16 protein-coding genes are annotated in these 15,161 nt (G+C 60.1%); 3 read left to right on the plus strand and 13 right to left on the minus strand.

Going from position 1 to position 15,161, the window contains the following annotated elements; genetic code table 11:
• Window positions 1–22 precede the first annotated feature (22 nt).
• The 8 genes from ccoS to ccoN all read right to left on the minus strand — a co-directional run bounded on the left by ccoS (window position 23) and on the right by ccoN (window position 8,066).
• Complete coding sequence (ccoS, locus tag FJ934_RS16790; RefSeq protein WP_140610702.1) at window positions 23–178, minus strand: cbb3-type cytochrome oxidase assembly protein CcoS; 156 nt, start codon at window positions 176–178, stop codon at window positions 23–25.
• A complete protein-coding gene (locus FJ934_RS16795; protein WP_140610703.1) occupies window positions 175–2,463 on the minus strand; it encodes a cation-translocating P-type ATPase in 2,289 nt (762 codons plus the stop codon). Before FJ934_RS16795 ends, ccoS begins: the two co-directional genes overlap by 4 nt.
• Window positions 2,460–2,957, minus strand: coding sequence for a FixH family protein (locus FJ934_RS16800; protein ID WP_140610704.1), 498 nt, complete (start codon window positions 2,955–2,957; stop codon window positions 2,460–2,462). The genes FJ934_RS16795 and FJ934_RS16800 overlap by 4 nt, the downstream gene beginning before the upstream one ends.
• Window positions 2,954–4,513, minus strand: a complete 1,560-nt coding sequence (ccoG, locus tag FJ934_RS16805; RefSeq protein WP_140610705.1) for a cytochrome c oxidase accessory protein CcoG — start codon at window positions 4,511–4,513, stop codon at window positions 2,954–2,956. Before ccoG ends, FJ934_RS16800 begins: the two co-directional genes overlap by 4 nt.
• A 172-nt stretch (window positions 4,514–4,685) precedes the next feature.
• The gene (ccoP, locus tag FJ934_RS16810) at window positions 4,686–5,549 is read right to left on the minus strand and encodes a cytochrome-c oxidase, cbb3-type subunit III (RefSeq protein WP_140610706.1); all 864 of its coding nucleotides are present in this window, start codon (window positions 5,547–5,549) and stop codon (window positions 4,686–4,688) included.
• 2 nt (window positions 5,550–5,551) lie between these two features.
• Complete coding sequence (locus tag FJ934_RS16815) at window positions 5,552–5,701, minus strand: cbb3-type cytochrome c oxidase subunit 3 (RefSeq protein ID WP_140610707.1); 150 nt, start codon at window positions 5,699–5,701, stop codon at window positions 5,552–5,554.
• A 10-nt stretch (window positions 5,702–5,711) separates the two neighbouring features.
• Window positions 5,712–6,443: a cytochrome-c oxidase, cbb3-type subunit II gene (ccoO, locus tag FJ934_RS16820; protein ID WP_140610708.1), complete on the minus strand. Its 732-nt coding sequence runs from the start codon at window positions 6,441–6,443 to the stop codon at window positions 5,712–5,714.
• Between the two features lie 12 nt (window positions 6,444–6,455).
• Window positions 6,456–8,066 carry a cytochrome-c oxidase, cbb3-type subunit I gene (ccoN, locus tag FJ934_RS16825; RefSeq protein ID WP_140610709.1) on the minus strand — a complete coding sequence of 537 codons (1,611 nt, stop codon included), beginning with the start codon at window positions 8,064–8,066 and terminating at the stop codon, window positions 6,456–6,458.
• Between the two features lie 152 nt (window positions 8,067–8,218).
• Here ccoN and FJ934_RS16830 point away from each other — a divergent pair, with 152 nt between their 5' ends.
• Complete coding sequence (locus FJ934_RS16830; protein ID WP_140610710.1) at window positions 8,219–8,740, plus strand: hemerythrin domain-containing protein; 522 nt, start codon at window positions 8,219–8,221, stop codon at window positions 8,738–8,740.
• A 79-nt stretch (window positions 8,741–8,819) separates the two neighbouring features.
• On the opposite strand, the gene FJ934_RS16835 is transcribed toward FJ934_RS16830, so the two are convergent.
• On the minus strand, window positions 8,820–9,548 hold the full coding sequence (locus FJ934_RS16835; protein WP_140610711.1) for a Crp/Fnr family transcriptional regulator: 729 nt from the start codon (window positions 9,546–9,548) through the stop codon (window positions 8,820–8,822).
• A gap of 149 nt (window positions 9,549–9,697) precedes the next feature.
• Between FJ934_RS16835 and hemN the strand changes: the two genes are divergently transcribed.
• Entirely contained in the window at window positions 9,698–11,047 is a 1,350-nt protein-coding gene (hemN, locus tag FJ934_RS16840) for an oxygen-independent coproporphyrinogen III oxidase (protein ID WP_140610723.1), read from the plus strand.
• Between the two features lie 175 nt (window positions 11,048–11,222).
• Here the strand turns inward: hemN and FJ934_RS16845 are convergent, their stop codons facing one another.
• From FJ934_RS16845 to FJ934_RS16860, 4 genes are all read right to left on the minus strand, one after another.
• Complete coding sequence (locus tag FJ934_RS16845; protein WP_140610712.1) at window positions 11,223–11,708, minus strand: group III truncated hemoglobin; 486 nt, start codon at window positions 11,706–11,708, stop codon at window positions 11,223–11,225.
• A 14-nt stretch (window positions 11,709–11,722) separates the two neighbouring features.
• The gene (locus FJ934_RS16850) at window positions 11,723–12,523 is read right to left on the minus strand and encodes an SUMF1/EgtB/PvdO family nonheme iron enzyme (protein ID WP_246671535.1); all 801 of its coding nucleotides are present in this window, start codon (window positions 12,521–12,523) and stop codon (window positions 11,723–11,725) included.
• A 165-nt stretch (window positions 12,524–12,688) separates the two neighbouring features.
• Window positions 12,689–13,795 (minus strand): copper-containing nitrite reductase, encoded by a 1,107-nt coding sequence (nirK, locus tag FJ934_RS16855; protein WP_140610714.1) that lies wholly within the window; start codon window positions 13,793–13,795, stop codon window positions 12,689–12,691.
• 241 nt (window positions 13,796–14,036) lie between these two features.
• The gene (locus FJ934_RS16860) at window positions 14,037–14,480 is read right to left on the minus strand and encodes a pseudoazurin (RefSeq protein WP_140610715.1); all 444 of its coding nucleotides are present in this window, start codon (window positions 14,478–14,480) and stop codon (window positions 14,037–14,039) included.
• A gap of 378 nt (window positions 14,481–14,858) precedes the next feature.
• Between FJ934_RS16860 and FJ934_RS16865 the strand changes: the two genes are divergently transcribed.
• Window positions 14,859–15,161 (plus strand): cyclic nucleotide-binding domain-containing protein (locus FJ934_RS16865; protein WP_140610716.1); only part of this gene is annotated, 303 nt, incomplete at its 3' end.

Genomic DNA, 15,161 nt, shown 5'->3' on the forward strand with positions numbered 1-15,161 from the left:
CGCGCCCTCGTCTTCTCACAAGTTACCGCTCAGGTTTGTCTTCCTGATCCGTCAGGATGCGTTCCGCAGCGCCGTCAAGGTCCTCATATTGACCACTCTTCAAGGCCCAAAGGAAACCGACAAGGCCGAGTGTGCCAAGAAAGAGAGCGACCGGAATCAAGTAGACGAGCGTTATCATGACAGAGCGGCCGAGGATTGGGCTTTGGAACCGAGCGTGTCGGAAGACGGGCGCACCGGCTTGCGCAGGACGGATTCATGCAGGCGCAACGCGTTTGCAATGACCAACAGCGAGGAAATCGACATCGCGGCGGCCGCGATCAGCGGCGTGACGTGGCCCAAGATCGCGACTGGCACTGCGATCGCATTGTAGATGATGGCCAGGGCGACATTCTGGCGAATGAGCCGGTCCGCTCTTCGCGAGACTTCCAGCGCGAAGGGAATTGCCAGGAGGCTTTCGCGAAGGAACACAAAGTCCGCGGCGCTGCGGCCGATGTCGGCCGCCGTGGCTGGAGCGATGGAGACGTGCGCCGCGCTGAGCGCCGGCGTGTCGTTCAGGCCGTCGCCGACCATCAGAACCCTGTGCCCGGCTCTGGCGAGGTCTTCCACGCGTTCGACCTTTCCGGACGGCAAGAGGCACGGAACGAAGTTGCCGATAGCCAGTGTCTGCGCGACTTGGCCACAGGCACGCGCCGTGTCGCCGGACAACATTTCGACTGAAACTCCAGCGTCTTCCAACTGGATCAAAGCTGTCCGGGCGTCGGAACGCAGCGCATCCTCGAATTCGAAGCTCGCCACGGTCATGCCGTTCTTCGCCAAGACCGTTCCGCCGAGGCCATGCTTGCCTTCACCCCCGGTTCTGGCTTTCCACCCTGCCCAGCCGCGCCGGCCCAACCGCCAGGTGCTTCCGGCCGCTACCGCCTCAATGCCAAAACCCGGATATTCAGTGACGTCGTCGAATTCCATTTGCCCCCCGCGACCGGCAAAACCGGCGATCGCTCTTGAGAAAGGATGGCGAGAGTTCGAGGCCATGTTGGCCGCGATCGCCAGCATGGCCGGGTCGATCGACGACGCATTGACGAGACGGGGCTGTCCGAGGGTGAGCGTGCCTGTCTTGTCGAACGCCGCGATATCGACTGTTGCCAGACGCTCCATCGCTGAACCGTCCTTGACCATGATGCCGCTTTCGAACAAGCGCCGTGCGGCGACCACCTGCACAATCGGCACTGCGAGGCCCAACGCGCAGGGACAGGTGATGATCAGGACGGCGATCGCAATGGTAATGGACCTATGCCAGTCGCCGGTGGCGTCCATCCATCCGAGGAATGTCGCAAAGGCGGTGAGGTGAACCACCGGGGCATAGAGCGCCGAGACCCGATCGGCGATGCGGCGGTACTTCGCACGTCCGCCCTCGGCGGCCTCCATCAGCCGAACCATCTCGGCCAGAAATGAGTCCTTCGCCGCAGCTGTACATTCGATCGTCAGCGGCCCGGTTAGGTTGAGGACGCCGGCTTGGACGGTCTGTCCGATGGATGCGTTTCGCGGCGTGCTCTCGCCGGAGACTAGGGAACAATCGAGATCCGATGTCCCTTTGACAATTCGTCCGTCCACCGGAACCCTTTCGCCCGCAGCCACAAGCACGTGCATTCCAGGTTCAATTTCGTCGACAGGCAGATAGTCGCGCGAACCATCGCCGCGCACGGCCATCGCGCCGCGGGCGGCAAGCCGCGACAAGCCCTTCACAGCGGTTCTCGCGCGTTCGCGCATCACATAGTCGAGCGTTCTGCCGATCAGCAGGAAAAAGAGAAGCGATACCGAGGCATCGAAATACGCGTGATCGCCATGGTTGATCGTCTCGTAAAGGCTCATTGCATAGGCCAGAGAGACGCCCACTGCGATCGGGACATCCATGTTCATGCGACCATGCCGCAAAGCAGTCCAGGCCGAGCGAAAGAAGATGCCGCCGGCGAACGCAAGCGCGGGAATGGCAATAAGCGCCGATACCCAATGGAACAGGTCACGCGTCGCGCCCTGCGCTCCAGACCAGACCGAGACGGAAAGGAGCATGATGTTGCCAGCGGCAAAGCCTGCTACGGCCACGGCGCGAATCAATTCCGACAACGTCTCGTCCCTTTGGTCGGCTGCCGGATCGCAAAGGTGCGCGTCATAGCCAAGCCTGCCAAGTGTAGCCACGAATGGCGGCACTGCGCCATCACGCCAGCGCACCGAGACGCGTTTGGTCGACAGGTTTACGCGCGCGCCTTCGACCCGCTCGAGGCCGGCGAGCGCCGTCTCGATAGCCTGGATGCAGGCGCCGCAATGGACTGCGGGCACGGAAAGGTCGGTTTGGATGATACCCTCGCCAAGCGGCCGGCTTGCCAGGTTGATTTCCTGGCTCGACGGTAGATTTGCGGTCGAGCCGCTCAGATCCAGCGCGGACTCAACGCCGGGTGCGCAACAACTCATTGGATCTCTCCGCGGGCGATAATGAGCCGCCGAACCTCGCGATACGGCTCGGAGAGTCCCGCGTCGGCATCAACTTCCACGATCCAGACCCCGTCCTTTGGCTGATGGCGCGCGGCGAATTCCTGTCCAACACCCGAAGCCAGAATGACCAGCTTGTCTTCTTTCTCGTATGCCGGGTGGCGAAACATCACCTTGACGCCGTGCAATGCGACCGGCTTGCCGGAGCCATCCGCCAGGCTGTAGCGGATGTCTCCGCCGGAGATCACCAACTGACTTCTCCAGCCGAGCGCTGCCTGGGCGCGGCCTTGCTCGGCCTTCTTGTTGAATTGCTGACTGGCAACATACGTGTCTTCGACGACGAGGCCGGTCCAAGTGGTGTTTGCAAGGGTCGCCATCAAGACGTTGACTCCTATGACGACACCGAAAAAAGCGATGAAGACGGCCAACATGCGCCGACCGGTGAATTCGCGAGGCCTCCGTGTCGCGACACTCATTTGCTGCTCTCCGGCGCGTTGAAGGTGGCGGTGTATTGGTTCGACTCGAACGATGCCTTGTCCTGGGCGATGAACCTGAAGGTCTGCGTTGCACCCTGGATCCGAGTGACTGGAAGGCGCACGAAAATCTTCAGCGTCTTCAAATGGTCGGGTTCGACGGGGATCGCAAAGGAGCGCCCTGCGGGAAGCTCGCTGCCAACGAGGCTCATTTCCGCGCCTTCGAGCCCTTCCAGCCTGACGACAATTGTCCTTGGCTCCGGGATCATGTTGAGAAGCTTGACGGTGTAGCCATTGCGAATGGCGCCATCCGACAGACTGACAAATTGCGGGTTGCGGTCGTGGAGCACGTTCACTTCAAGCCGGTCGCGTGTCAGCAGCGAGTAGAGCAATGCCAGGCCGAGCATGGACCATAGGCCCATGTAAGCGAAGGTGCGTGACCGAAAGATCTTCCTCAGGTGGAAGTGGGCAACCTTGTCGGAAAATTCTCCGTCACCGGTCCTGATCAACGAAGGCCTAATGGGCAACGTCCCCTGAGCGGTGGCCAGCGCCATATTGGCATTGTAGTCGGTGAGCGTTGCATAGGAGATCAGTCCGCGCTCTCTGCCGAGCTTGTCCATGACCCCGTCGCAGGCGTCGATGCACAGAGCGCAAGTAATGCATTCGAGCTGCTGGCCGTCGCGGATGTCGATGCCCATCGGGCAGACGGCGACGCAGGCGTTGCAATCGACGCAATCCCCTGTTGCAAGGCCTGCCGCCTGGGCTTTCTTGGGGTGTCGCGAGCGCGGCTCGCCGCGCCAGTCATTGTAGGTGACGGTCAGCGAACTCTCGTCAAGCATGGCTGCCTGAATCCGCGGCCATGGGCACATGTATGTGCAGACCTGTTCGCGCATCAGTCCGCCGAAGGTGTAGGTCGTCGCTGTCAGCACACCGATCGTGATGTAGGCGACAGGTGCTGCAGCGCCCGTGGTGACCTCTCCAAGCAGCGTCGGCGCATCAGCGAAATAGAAGATCCATGCTCCGCCTGTCGCGATGGCGATAACCAGCCAGATGAGATGTTTGGCCGTACGAAGGCCGAGCTTGCGAATTGTCCAGGGTCCGGCGTCCAGCTTCATGCGCGCATTGCGATCACCCTCGATCGCCCGTTCGACGACAAGAAACAGATCGACCCAGACGGTCTGCGGGCAAGCGTAGCCGCACCAGGCGCGCCCGACCGTCGACGTCAGCAGGAAGAGGCCGACCCCGGCCATAACGAGGAGGCCAGCGACGTAGTAGAATTCCTGTGGCCAGATCTCGATGAAGAAGAAGTAGAAACGCCGATTTGCGAGATCCACAAGCACCGCCTGGTCTGGTGCGAATGGGCCGCGGTCCCACCGCAGCCACGGTGTCAGGTAGTAGATGCCAAGGGTGATGGCCATCACCAGCCATTTGAACTGGCGAAACCGACCAGAAGCACGCTTGGGAAAGATCTTTTTGCGCGCCGCATAAAGCGGCTGCCGCATCTTGGCGGAATTGACCGGCTCTGCTTCAAGCCGTTCTATCTGTGTTTGATCCAGCACAGGTATCTCCAAACGCGTAGCCGATGATCTCGCGTTGGACAGGTTTGCCGTATGGCGGTCCAGGCCGCGTTGATGCAAGTCAATCCGCCATCAGTCCACGAAACAGTCGAGGCCCGGCATAGCCGGGCCTCGTCGCTTGGCGGCAGAGGGCAGGGAATAGGTCCCTCGCTTCCTATTCCCCACCGCCAAGCGAATGGATGTAAACAGCGAGTTCCTTGACCTTGGTCTCGCCCAGACGCGCACCCCATGCAGGCATCACACCATTCCTGGGCGCTCGTATCTGTGCCGCGATCGCAGCTTCACCCGAACCGTACAGCCAGATCGCGTCAGTCAGATTGGGTGCACCGACCTCGCGGTTGCCTTTTGCGTTGTCGCCGTGGCAGGCGGCGCAATTATCCGCGAACACCTTGGCGCCCGGAGCGATCAGGGCGGCGTTGTCGACGGTGCCCGACAGGCTGACGACGAAGGTGCTGACCTGCGCGATCTCCTCCGCGGACAGGACCTCCGCGAAGGCCGGCATCTCCGAAACCCGTGTGTCGGAGTCGGGTGAAAAGCGAATTCCGTGCGTAATTGTCTGCTGGATCTGATCCGGCTTGCCGCCCCAAAGCCAATCATCGTCGTTGAGATTGGGAAAGCCTTTCGACCCCGTCGCGCCGGAACCATGACACTGAGTGCAATTGACCTTGAACGCGGCTCCGCCGGCGGCGACGGCGAACTCCCGCAATGAATCGTCGGCGAGTATTTCGGAGACGGATTTGGACTGCACCGACGCCACATATTTGTCCTTGGCGGCATCGGCGGCCGCGAGCTCGTTCTTGACCTCGCTACGGCTGGAGTAGCCAAGCACGCCTTTGGTCGCGGATGTCAGCATCGGCCAGGCAGGATAGGCGACCGTATAGCCGATTGCCCAGAGGATGGTGATGTAGAAGGTAATGACCCACCACCGCGGGAGCGGATTGTTGAGTTCCCTGATGCCATCCCATTCATGGCCAGTCGTGGAGACGCCCGACACCTCGTCGATGTGCTGGTCGCTCATGGTCAGTCGTCCTTAAGAGGGATTTGGGCTGCTTCGTCGGCTTGGCTCTTGCCTCCTGGTCGGAGAGCGAAAACGATCGCCCCGACAAAGAACAGGGCCATGAGAAGTAGCACCCAACTGTCGGCGAATTGCCGCATCGCATTGTAATCCATGGCGTTTTCCTCAGCGGTATCCGGCAGATTCGTCGTAGTTCTTGAAGTCGACCAAAGTCCCGAGGACCTGCAGATAGGCGACAAGCGCGTCCATCTCGCTTACCTGGCTTGGATTGCCGTCGAAATCCCCGACCTTGGCCTTGGGATAGCGTTTCAGAAGTGCGGTCGTGTCGGCAGCGGGGTCCGCCTGCGCTTTCAGGTCGGCATCGGCGTTGGCGGTCATGTCGGGCGTATAGGGAACACCAACACGAGCGTTCGCGACGAGATGCGTCGAGAAGTTTTTCAGGTCCAGTGGCGTGTCTTTCAGAAAGCCATAGCTCGGCATGACCGATTCAGGCACCACCGACTGTGGATTGGTCAGGTGCTGGGCGTGCCATTCGTTGGAATAGCGGTCGCCGACACGCGCCAGATCGGGGCCGGTACGCTTGGATCCCCACTGAAAGGGGTGATCGTACATCGACTCCGCCGCGAGGCTGTAATGGCCATAGCGCTCGACCTCGTCGCGGAATGGCCTGATCATCTGGCTGTGGCAGAGATAACAGCCCTCTCGCACGTATATGTTGCGCCCGGCGAGCTCGAGCGGCGAATACGGCCGCATGCCTTCGACCTTCTCGATCGTGTTGTCGAGATAGAAGAGCGGTGCGATCTCGACGATGCCGCCTATCGTCACCACCAGCAGGGAGCCGACGAGAAGAAGGGTCGCGTTCTTTTCGATGACCGAGTGTCTGTCCATCAAGCTCATTGGAATCGCTCCTTACTGCGCAGGCTGAAGGGCGGGGACCGAGCCCGGCATGGGTGCCTCTTCGCGCTGGTGACCGAGGATCGTCATGGCGATGTTCCAGGCCATGATGAGGGCACCAGAGAGATACATCGCCCCGCCGATGGCACGCATCACGTAGTAGGGGTGCATGGCGGCCACGGACTCGGCGAAGGAATAGACCAGGAAGCCCTGTTCGTCGTATTCGCGCCACATCAGGCCCTGCATGATGCCGGAGACCCACATCACCGCCGCGTAGACCACGATGCCAAGCGTCGCGAGCCAGAAGTGCCACGTCACCAGGCGGAGCGAATAGAGACGTTCGCGGTTCCAAAGCTTCGGAACCATGTAGTAGAGAGCGCCGAACGAGATCAGGCCGACCCAGCCGAGCGCACCCGAGTGAACGTGGCCGATTGTCCAGTCGGTATAGTGCGACAATGAATTCACCGTCTTGATGGACATCATCGGACCTTCGAAGGTCGACATGCCGTAGAAGGCGATGGCAGCGACCATCATGCGGATGATCGGATCCGTGCGGATCTTGTCCCAAGCGCCCGACAGCGTCATCAGGCCGTTGATCATGCCGCCCCAGGACGGCATCCAGAGCATGATCGAGAACACCATGCCGAGCGTCTGCGCCCAGTCGGGCAGGGCGGTGTAATGCAGGTGATGCGGACCCGCCCAGATATAAAGGAAGATCAGCGCCCAGAAGTGGATGATCGACAGGCGGTAGGAATAGACCGGCCTGTTGGCCTGCTTCGGCACGAAGTAATACATCATGCCAAGGAAGCCCGCGGTGAGGAAGAAACCGACCGCGTTGTGGCCGTACCACCATTGCGTCAAGGCATCCTGTACCCCGGAGAATGCCGAGTAGCTCTTGGAACCCAGGAAGGAGGCCGGCATCGACAGGTTGTTGACCACATGCAGCATCGCGATCGTCACGATGAAGGACAGGTAGAACCAGTTGGCAACGTAGATATGTGGCTCCTTGCGCTTCAGGATCGTGCCGAGGAAGAGGATGAGATAGGCGACCCAGACGATGGTCAGCCAGATGTCGACATACCATTCAGGCTCGGCATATTCGCGAGCTTCGGTGATGCCGATCAGATAGCCCGTCGCCGCCATCACGATGAAGAGCTGGTAACCCCAGAACACGAACCAGGCGAGATTGCCGCCGAACAGGCGTGCGCGGCAGGTCCGCTGAACAACATAAAATGATGTACACAGCAGCGCATTGCCGGCGAATGCAAAGACAACGCCCGACGTGTGCACCGGCCTTAGCCGACCGAAATTGAACCATGGCTGGATATTGAGCTGCGGATAAGCCAGTTCCAGCGCGATGACGACGCCGACCAGCATGCCGACGACGCCCCAGAACATGGTCGCTATGGCACCATAGCGGATGGGGCCATCCATGTAGGCCGAGGGATCGATAGGGGCAGCCGGCGCGAAACTCGTGTTGCGGAGAAGGATGGCGGTAAAACCAAGCAGCACGACGAACAGGATCCACATGTGTTGCCGGAAAGGCTCGTCCACGCCGAAGCCCGCGGCCACAAGCGCGGCAAAAGCGAATAGGCCCAAAGCAAAGATTTCTGTCCCAAATCTCATGATATGTCCCCGAGCGCGACGTCGATGCGCGGCTGTGCATCCGATGCCGCATCAATTCCGCGAGCGGCCGGCTGGCGCCTTGATCCATGTCAAAGTCCGCGCTTCGCCACTTCGACAATCTTGCGCATTGATTTCACGCGTGGAGGTCCCTGATGGCCAGCGGCAAGTCCTCAGTCGTCGTAAGATGCGATACGCCGGAAGCCTGTCCGGTGGTCACGGCCTGTCTGCAGGGAGGTCGGGTGCCGTGCCTGGACGTCTGTCGCTGGCATGATCAAAAGCTGCGACTATGTGACGAACTGGAAGCCATCGCCGACGGATTGCCGGCGAAGGTGGACCGTTTGAAATGCCTCCTTGTCGCAAACGAACTCGTGCCGTTGTTGCGTACAAGCCACGCCTACGAAGAGGAATATATCTTTCCCGCGTTCGCGCGCGACAGCGGTCAAGACGCATCTCGTGCCGCCTCCGTCCGTCGGCTCAAGGCAGAGCACGTCGAGGACGAATGCTCGGCCCAGGACTTGACCGACACCTTGCTTGCCATCGGGCACGGCGGCGCTATTGCCAACCCCGAGGCTTTGGGGTTCATGCTGCGTGGATTCTTCGACAACATGCGCCGGCACGTGGCTTTCGAAAGAGAGCACGTGCTGCCCATGATCCCGGCGAGGCAACTTGACTAGAGCGTTTCACGGAACGCTCCAAATCTTTGTTTCTACGTAATTCCGGACGGAAAGCCGCTGCGGACGTTCCTGGAATTGCCTAGGAGCCTGAGCGTCGCTCCAGCCGGCTCATATTGTCAACGACGACACGTCTATTGTTTTCAATTCTGATCACCCCGTCCGCCCGCAATCTGGTCAGCTGACGGCTGACCGTCTCGATCGTCAGGCCGAGAAAGTCGGCGATATCGGTTCGCGTCAGCGGGAGATCGAAGACTGTCGATACAGAGTCCTGGCCGTTTGCCGGATCGATGTTCGCTGCGATCATCAGAAGAAAACTGGCGACTTTTTCGGAGGCGGTTTTACGTCCGAGTGTCATCATCCAGTCACGTGCCTGGTCAAGTTCCTTCAAGGCTTGCTGGAGCAGGCGATGCTCAAGCTCGGGCGACGCCTTTATCATTCGATCGATGGCGGCCTTTGGGAATGAGCAAAGCGAAACGCTGGTCGCCGCCTCGGCGTTGATTGCACTTTCATCCTTGAACGGCCGCCCCAGAAAGTCGGGCGCGAATTGAAGGCCGACGATCTGTTGGCGACCGTCAGAGAGGCTCTTGGTGAGTTTGACCACGCCCGCGAGAACGTTCGAATAGCTTTCAACCGTTTCGGCATCCCCGATCAGTTCTTCACCTGCCTCGACACTGTGCTTGACGGAGGTCTTGGCCAGTCCCGTCAGTTGATCGACGTCCAGTGCACCGCAGACGCCGTGATGTCGCGCCTCGCAGGATTGGCACAAGACCGGAATGTCGGAATTGTGGATGTCCAGTCGCTCGGCCATTGCATCACCCATGAATCCGGATGCCGGCGGACAGCATCACTTCGGGCCATGGTTGCCGTCTCCGCAGCGCCGGCACATTGATTGAAATCAAGGAATCGTGGTCTGGATCAGTCTAACTCGCAGGGATGCAAAGGCCGTCCAACAGCGACATTCGACCGGATTTGTCCGCCAAATTGGGCGAGAGCGTCCCCCGCTACACGAGCTATCCGACGGCCCCGCATTTCCATTCGGGCATTGACGCGCAAACCGTTCGCGGCTGGCTGGAAGCAATTGAGCCGAGCAGCGAGATTTCGCTCTATCTGCATGTACCTTACTGCGACAAGCTATGCTGGTTCTGTGCCTGTCACACCAAGCAGACCCGTCACTATGCGCCCGTGGCGTCTTTCTTGCGCTCTCTTCATGCCGAAATCGAGACAGTGGCAGGCATTGTGCGTGGCAAAGGGCGCATTCGCGCCCTCCATTTCGGAGGCGGCTCACCAACGATGCTGACGCCCAGTGACATCGTGGCACTCGGGAGGCGCCTGCGCGCCGAGTTCGATCTGCTTGACGATGCCAGCGTGAGTATCGAGATCGAGCCCAATGACATGGATGAGGCGCGCCTGGAAGCCCTTGCGGCAATCGGCATGACGAGGGCGAGCCTTGGCGTTCAGGACTTCGATCCCAAAGTTCAGAAGGCGATCAATCGCGAGCAGAGTTTCGAGCTGACAAAACAGGTCGTGGATGGTGTTCGCGCACGCGGCGTGAAATCCGTCAATCTCGATCTGCTCTACGGCCTGCCACATCAGACGCTCGAAAGCATCGCCATGACGGTCGAGCAGGCGCTGACACTGGTGCCGGACAGGATGGCGCTCTTCGGCTACGCTCATGTGCCGTGGTTCAAGAAACACCAGACGATGATCGACGAAGCCTGGCTGCCGGATTCGATGCAACGCCTCGCGCAATCGCGTCTTGCGGCACAGATGATCGAAGCGGCCGGCTATGAGCCGATTGGGCTGGATCATTTCGCCAAGCCTGGCGATTCGCTGGCGATCGCCGCCATGGCGGGCAGATTGCATCGCAATTTCCAGGGCTATACCGAGGATCAATGTGACACCCTCATCGGGTTCGGGCCTTCCTCGATCAGCCGATACAGGCAAGGTTACGCGCAAAACATCGTTGCCACCGGCGAATATGAGAAGGCGGCGGCTGCAGGACGATTGGCCACGGCCCGAGGAATTGAGCTCAGCCTCGACGACCGGGCGAGGGGATGGGTCATCGAGCGTCTGATGTGCGACTTCTCGTTCTCGGCAATCGAACTGGTGGAGCTCTTCGGCGAGAGAGGGCAGAAACTACTCCTTCAGGCCAGCCGTCTCGCCACGAACGGCTCCGGACGACTGATTGAACTGCGGAATGACCATTTCGTGGTGCCAGCTGAAAGCCGTGCGCTCGTAAGGACGGTTGCGGCCAAATTCGATAATTATTTGCAGACCGGAACAGCCCGACATTCCCTGGCCGTTTGAGCTCGGACTTTGAGGCTCGCCGGCGGGGTTGCCAGTGGAGAGCTGTGGGAAGGGCGGATTTGGGTGCCGGCGCGCCTAGCCATGTGATGCCTGGCAAGCATGCCAAGGATGGCAAACATCGCGGCGGCAGGCACCAAGATAGCCGCAAATCCAGGCAGCGAACGGCACAAGATTGTCATCGTTGCACCTCAGGCGGCACTGCCGGATCAGGCGCGGCGCCAGCAGGAGTTTGCGCCCGATCAAGGCGAAAAAACATCGCCAGTTTCAGGCTTGTCGCTATCCGTTCGGCCCGGTCGACAAACACCATCGCGGTGTCGGGTGCAAAAAGGCCGGCCACGGTCTTGCGGAAGACGTCCATCCAGATGTCGAAGTCCGCTTCAGTAACGTCGGTTAGTTTCAGGTGGGCGGGCACTGGCCGCCCGTGATAATCGCCAGTCCGCAGGATGATGGAGCGCCAGAAGTCGGTCATTTTCTCAAGATGCGGCTCCCAATCGCCAGGGATCTCACGCGCGAAGATTGGCCCAAGGCGATCGTTCTGTCGGATCGTGGCATAAAATTCGCGCACGAGATGCCTGATCGAGGCTCGATCGATCCCTGGATTGTCCAGGCCTCGTTCTGCTTTTGGCCAGGCTTGTGCGGCCAAGGATGATTTCACTGTCATGCTTGAGTTCTCGCTCAGGAAATTCCAAATCGCCGAAGGGTCGCCTGGACGAAGTTGAGGCGCTCGCGGACGAGACGGAACCCCAGATTGTCGGGTGGCGTGCCGACCGCGCAGCCGCCGCTCTTGCCGTCGCGGATGAAGTTCGACATGTAGGTGCGGTGGAACCCTTCCACGACATGAACGCCGCAATTGTCGATCGAACTTGAAATCTGCCTGCCGTCGGTGCTCATCGTTGCATGAACGTAGCATGTCGATGTCCACTCCCAGACATTGCCGGCGATATCGGCCACGCCTTTTGAATTTGTGCCAAAGGCTCCGCGAGTTCTGGGATCCGGATCGGCTTTTTGACCGAGCGAGGCCTCGGTTCGATATTGGACCAGCCAGCGTTGGGCGGGATTGTTGGGGTCGCTGTCGCCAACTTCGATATCGCTGCGGAAACGCTCGCCGGCCGCATAAGCCCACTCCTGATCCGTTGGCAGTCGCCATGAAGCGCCTGTCCGGCTCGAAAGCCAGTTCGCGTACGCCTCGGCATCGATGTGACTGATACCGGTGACCGGAACATTGCCATTGCTGCTCTTATCGGCCGGTCTGCATGCGCCAGCCGCCACGCAACGCCCATATTCGAGCGCGCTTACCTGATACTTCATGATTTCAAGGGGAACGCCGAGCTTCACCACAATCCTGGGCGCCATTACCGGTCGGTTGCCCCTCAGGAACTCGCCTGGCCGCGGATGTTCGAACGAGCCCGCCGGCAGCGTCACAAACTCGGCAACGACAATTTCGTTTGGGCGCTCCGCAAGAAGCCAGTTGGCCATGCCGATAGCCAACACGGCTGCGGCGGCCCCACACGCGACGATTGGTTTAAGCGGCATGGTTTTCGTCCGGCTGTGAACACGACCCTGCAGGATGGATGCAGGGTCGTGTCGACCTTCAGAATGAACGTATCGATTAGGACGAAATCGGCTTCATGAACGTATCGATTAGGACGAAATCGGCTTCGCTGCCTCGACCTGGGTCATCAGGTCGTCGTCCCAGGTCCCGTCGACAGTGAAATGCGCCGTCGCACCGAGTTCCACGGCTTCGATCAGATTGTGGTTCACGTAGGCATAGACGCCCGGCTGCCGGAATGTGTAGAGCGCCGAGCCGGCCGATCCACCGCGGATGAACCAGGTTTCGAGATCTTTCGCCGGCGGATTCGCGAACTTGCCCTGTTCCCAGACATAGTCGCCATGGCCGCCGATGAGGTGAGGGCGGGTATCGCGGTTGGCCTGGGAGTGGACGATCAGGACCGTCTCACCGACCTTGGCTTTCATGGCATTCTCGCCGGTCAGCGATCCCGCCTTGCCGTTGAACACGACATGGGTGGGGATCAACCCACGCATGACCTTGACCGTGTCGTCATAGTTGTCGCCGGCGGACTCGTATTTCTTGAACTTTCCGCTCTCGTCGCGGGGAATGTAGAAGTCGTTCTCTCCGATATAGTAGATGCGGTCGTAGTCGATCGGCTTGCCCTTCTCGTCCTTGAGCCCGTCGCGCGGCAGCACCATCACCGTGCCGCTCATGCCCGATACGACATGCCACGGGATCATGGGACCGCCAGGGGCGCAATGATAGACGAACGTGCCGGACCGTGTTGCCTTGAAGCGAAGCGTTGTCTGCTCGCCCGGATTGATCAGCGTCAGCGCACCGCCGCCGAGAGCGCCGGTCGCGGCGTGGAAGTCGATGTTGTGGGCAAGCGTGTTGGCATCGGGGTTGATCAGGGTGAGTTCGAGATAGTCACCCTGGTGAACGACCATCAGAGGGCCCGGGATCGAACCGTTGTAGGTCATGGCGTTGAGTTGCGTGCCGTCGGCATCGATGACGATCGGCTTTTCCTCGATTGTCATGGTGAATTCGACGACTTTCGGACCGCTTTTGGCAACCTGCTCGTGAGCGTGGACGAAAGGCGGTGCGACCAGCGTGACCTTTTCACGGGGCAGTCCGGCCACCTCCTCTGCGCTTGCCGCAGCAGCCGGCATGGCTGTAATCGCTGCGACGGCGGCAGCGGTGAAAACCGAACCCAATAACGCTTCACGTCTCGTAAGCATTTCCATCTCCTGTGCCTGAACCGATTTCTGGTCAGATCTTAGTCCTCTTGTTGCGAACGTCTTTGCGCTAGCGCAAATCTGATTTCATTCATCCAAGGGCTGGAGGAGACAGGAATGATTGTCGTGGAGGCCGGGGCGAAATCTTCAGCATAACGGAATCGGCCGGACTGGACCTCTCCCTGGTCCATCCGGCCGTTTCCTCCGGAGATCACGAACCGGAGAGTCCTTGTAAGAGAGCAGGTCAGTTGGAGGCGGCTTTGCTCGCTTCGCTGAACAAATCCGCGAACACCGTGTTGGCCTTGCCGACCTGCTTTACGGCTTGCGCGGCTGCCAGGTTGACGGGCTTGCCGACGACGATCAGTGCCACCATGCCCATTCCGTAGTGCGGTGCGCACTTGACGCCATAAACGCCTTCCTTGGTGAGGGTCACGGTGATTTCCTCACTCGGCTTTCCCTTGAAGGCTTCAGCGCCATCCGGCAGCATGCCCTTGATGGTTTCGGCGTTGTGGGATTTGTCGGTAGGCACGAACTTCACCGTGTCTCCTGGCACCGCACGGGTAAAAGCAGGCTGGAAGACCATTGCACCTTTCTCGCCCTTGTTCAGCATTTGAATCACATGCTCCTCGGCGCTTGCAGTGCCGGCGGTGAGAAGAGCGATGGCGGCGGCAATCAGGGGCAGTCTCATGGGAAGTCCTTTCTTGAGTTCGTCACGGTATCGACCGTGGCGTCCTTCTAGATCGTCGGCCGTCGTGGCGATTTGCGCTGGCGCAAATTGGCCGAAGAAAATGTGAGCGCCGGCTGTGGGTTCAGGAGAGGTTGACCGGGGGGCGGATTCTCGTCGAGCCCTGTTCGTCAGGGAGGCTCTCCTGCTTGCCGCGTCTGCAGGTGCGCCAATGATGTCGACAATTGCTCCTTTCCAGCTCCGCCGGTTCGGCGGAATCTGGCCCGGTGCAGCAAGATCGGGAGTTGAAGACGGTATGCATCACTTGCCGCCAATCGGTCGCCCATGACACAGTCCGGCCAAATGATCTGGACGCGTTGTGGCGATCAAGGAGTAATACGGTTGGCCAGCCTCGATCGCTCGCTGATTGCCGGGCTCTCCATCTTCGAGGGCATGGCCGCCGCAGATCTCGACCGCATCGTCAGACAGGCAAGATCCACGAGGATCGCGAAGGATCAGCTGGTGTTCGAACAGGAGCAGGACGCCGTTTCCTTTTTCCTGCTGCTCGACGGACATGTGCGCGTGGTGAAATCGACGCCGGAGGGTCAGGACGTGACTGTCCGCTATATAAGTCCAGGCGAATTGCTGGGCATCGCCCATGCGCTGGGCCGCGCCACCTATCCGGCAAATGCGATTGCCGCCGTC

The organism is Mesorhizobium sp. B2-4-12 (assembly GCF_006441575.1).
In the GTDB taxonomy this organism is placed as follows: Bacteria; Pseudomonadota; Alphaproteobacteria; order Rhizobiales; family Rhizobiaceae; genus Mesorhizobium.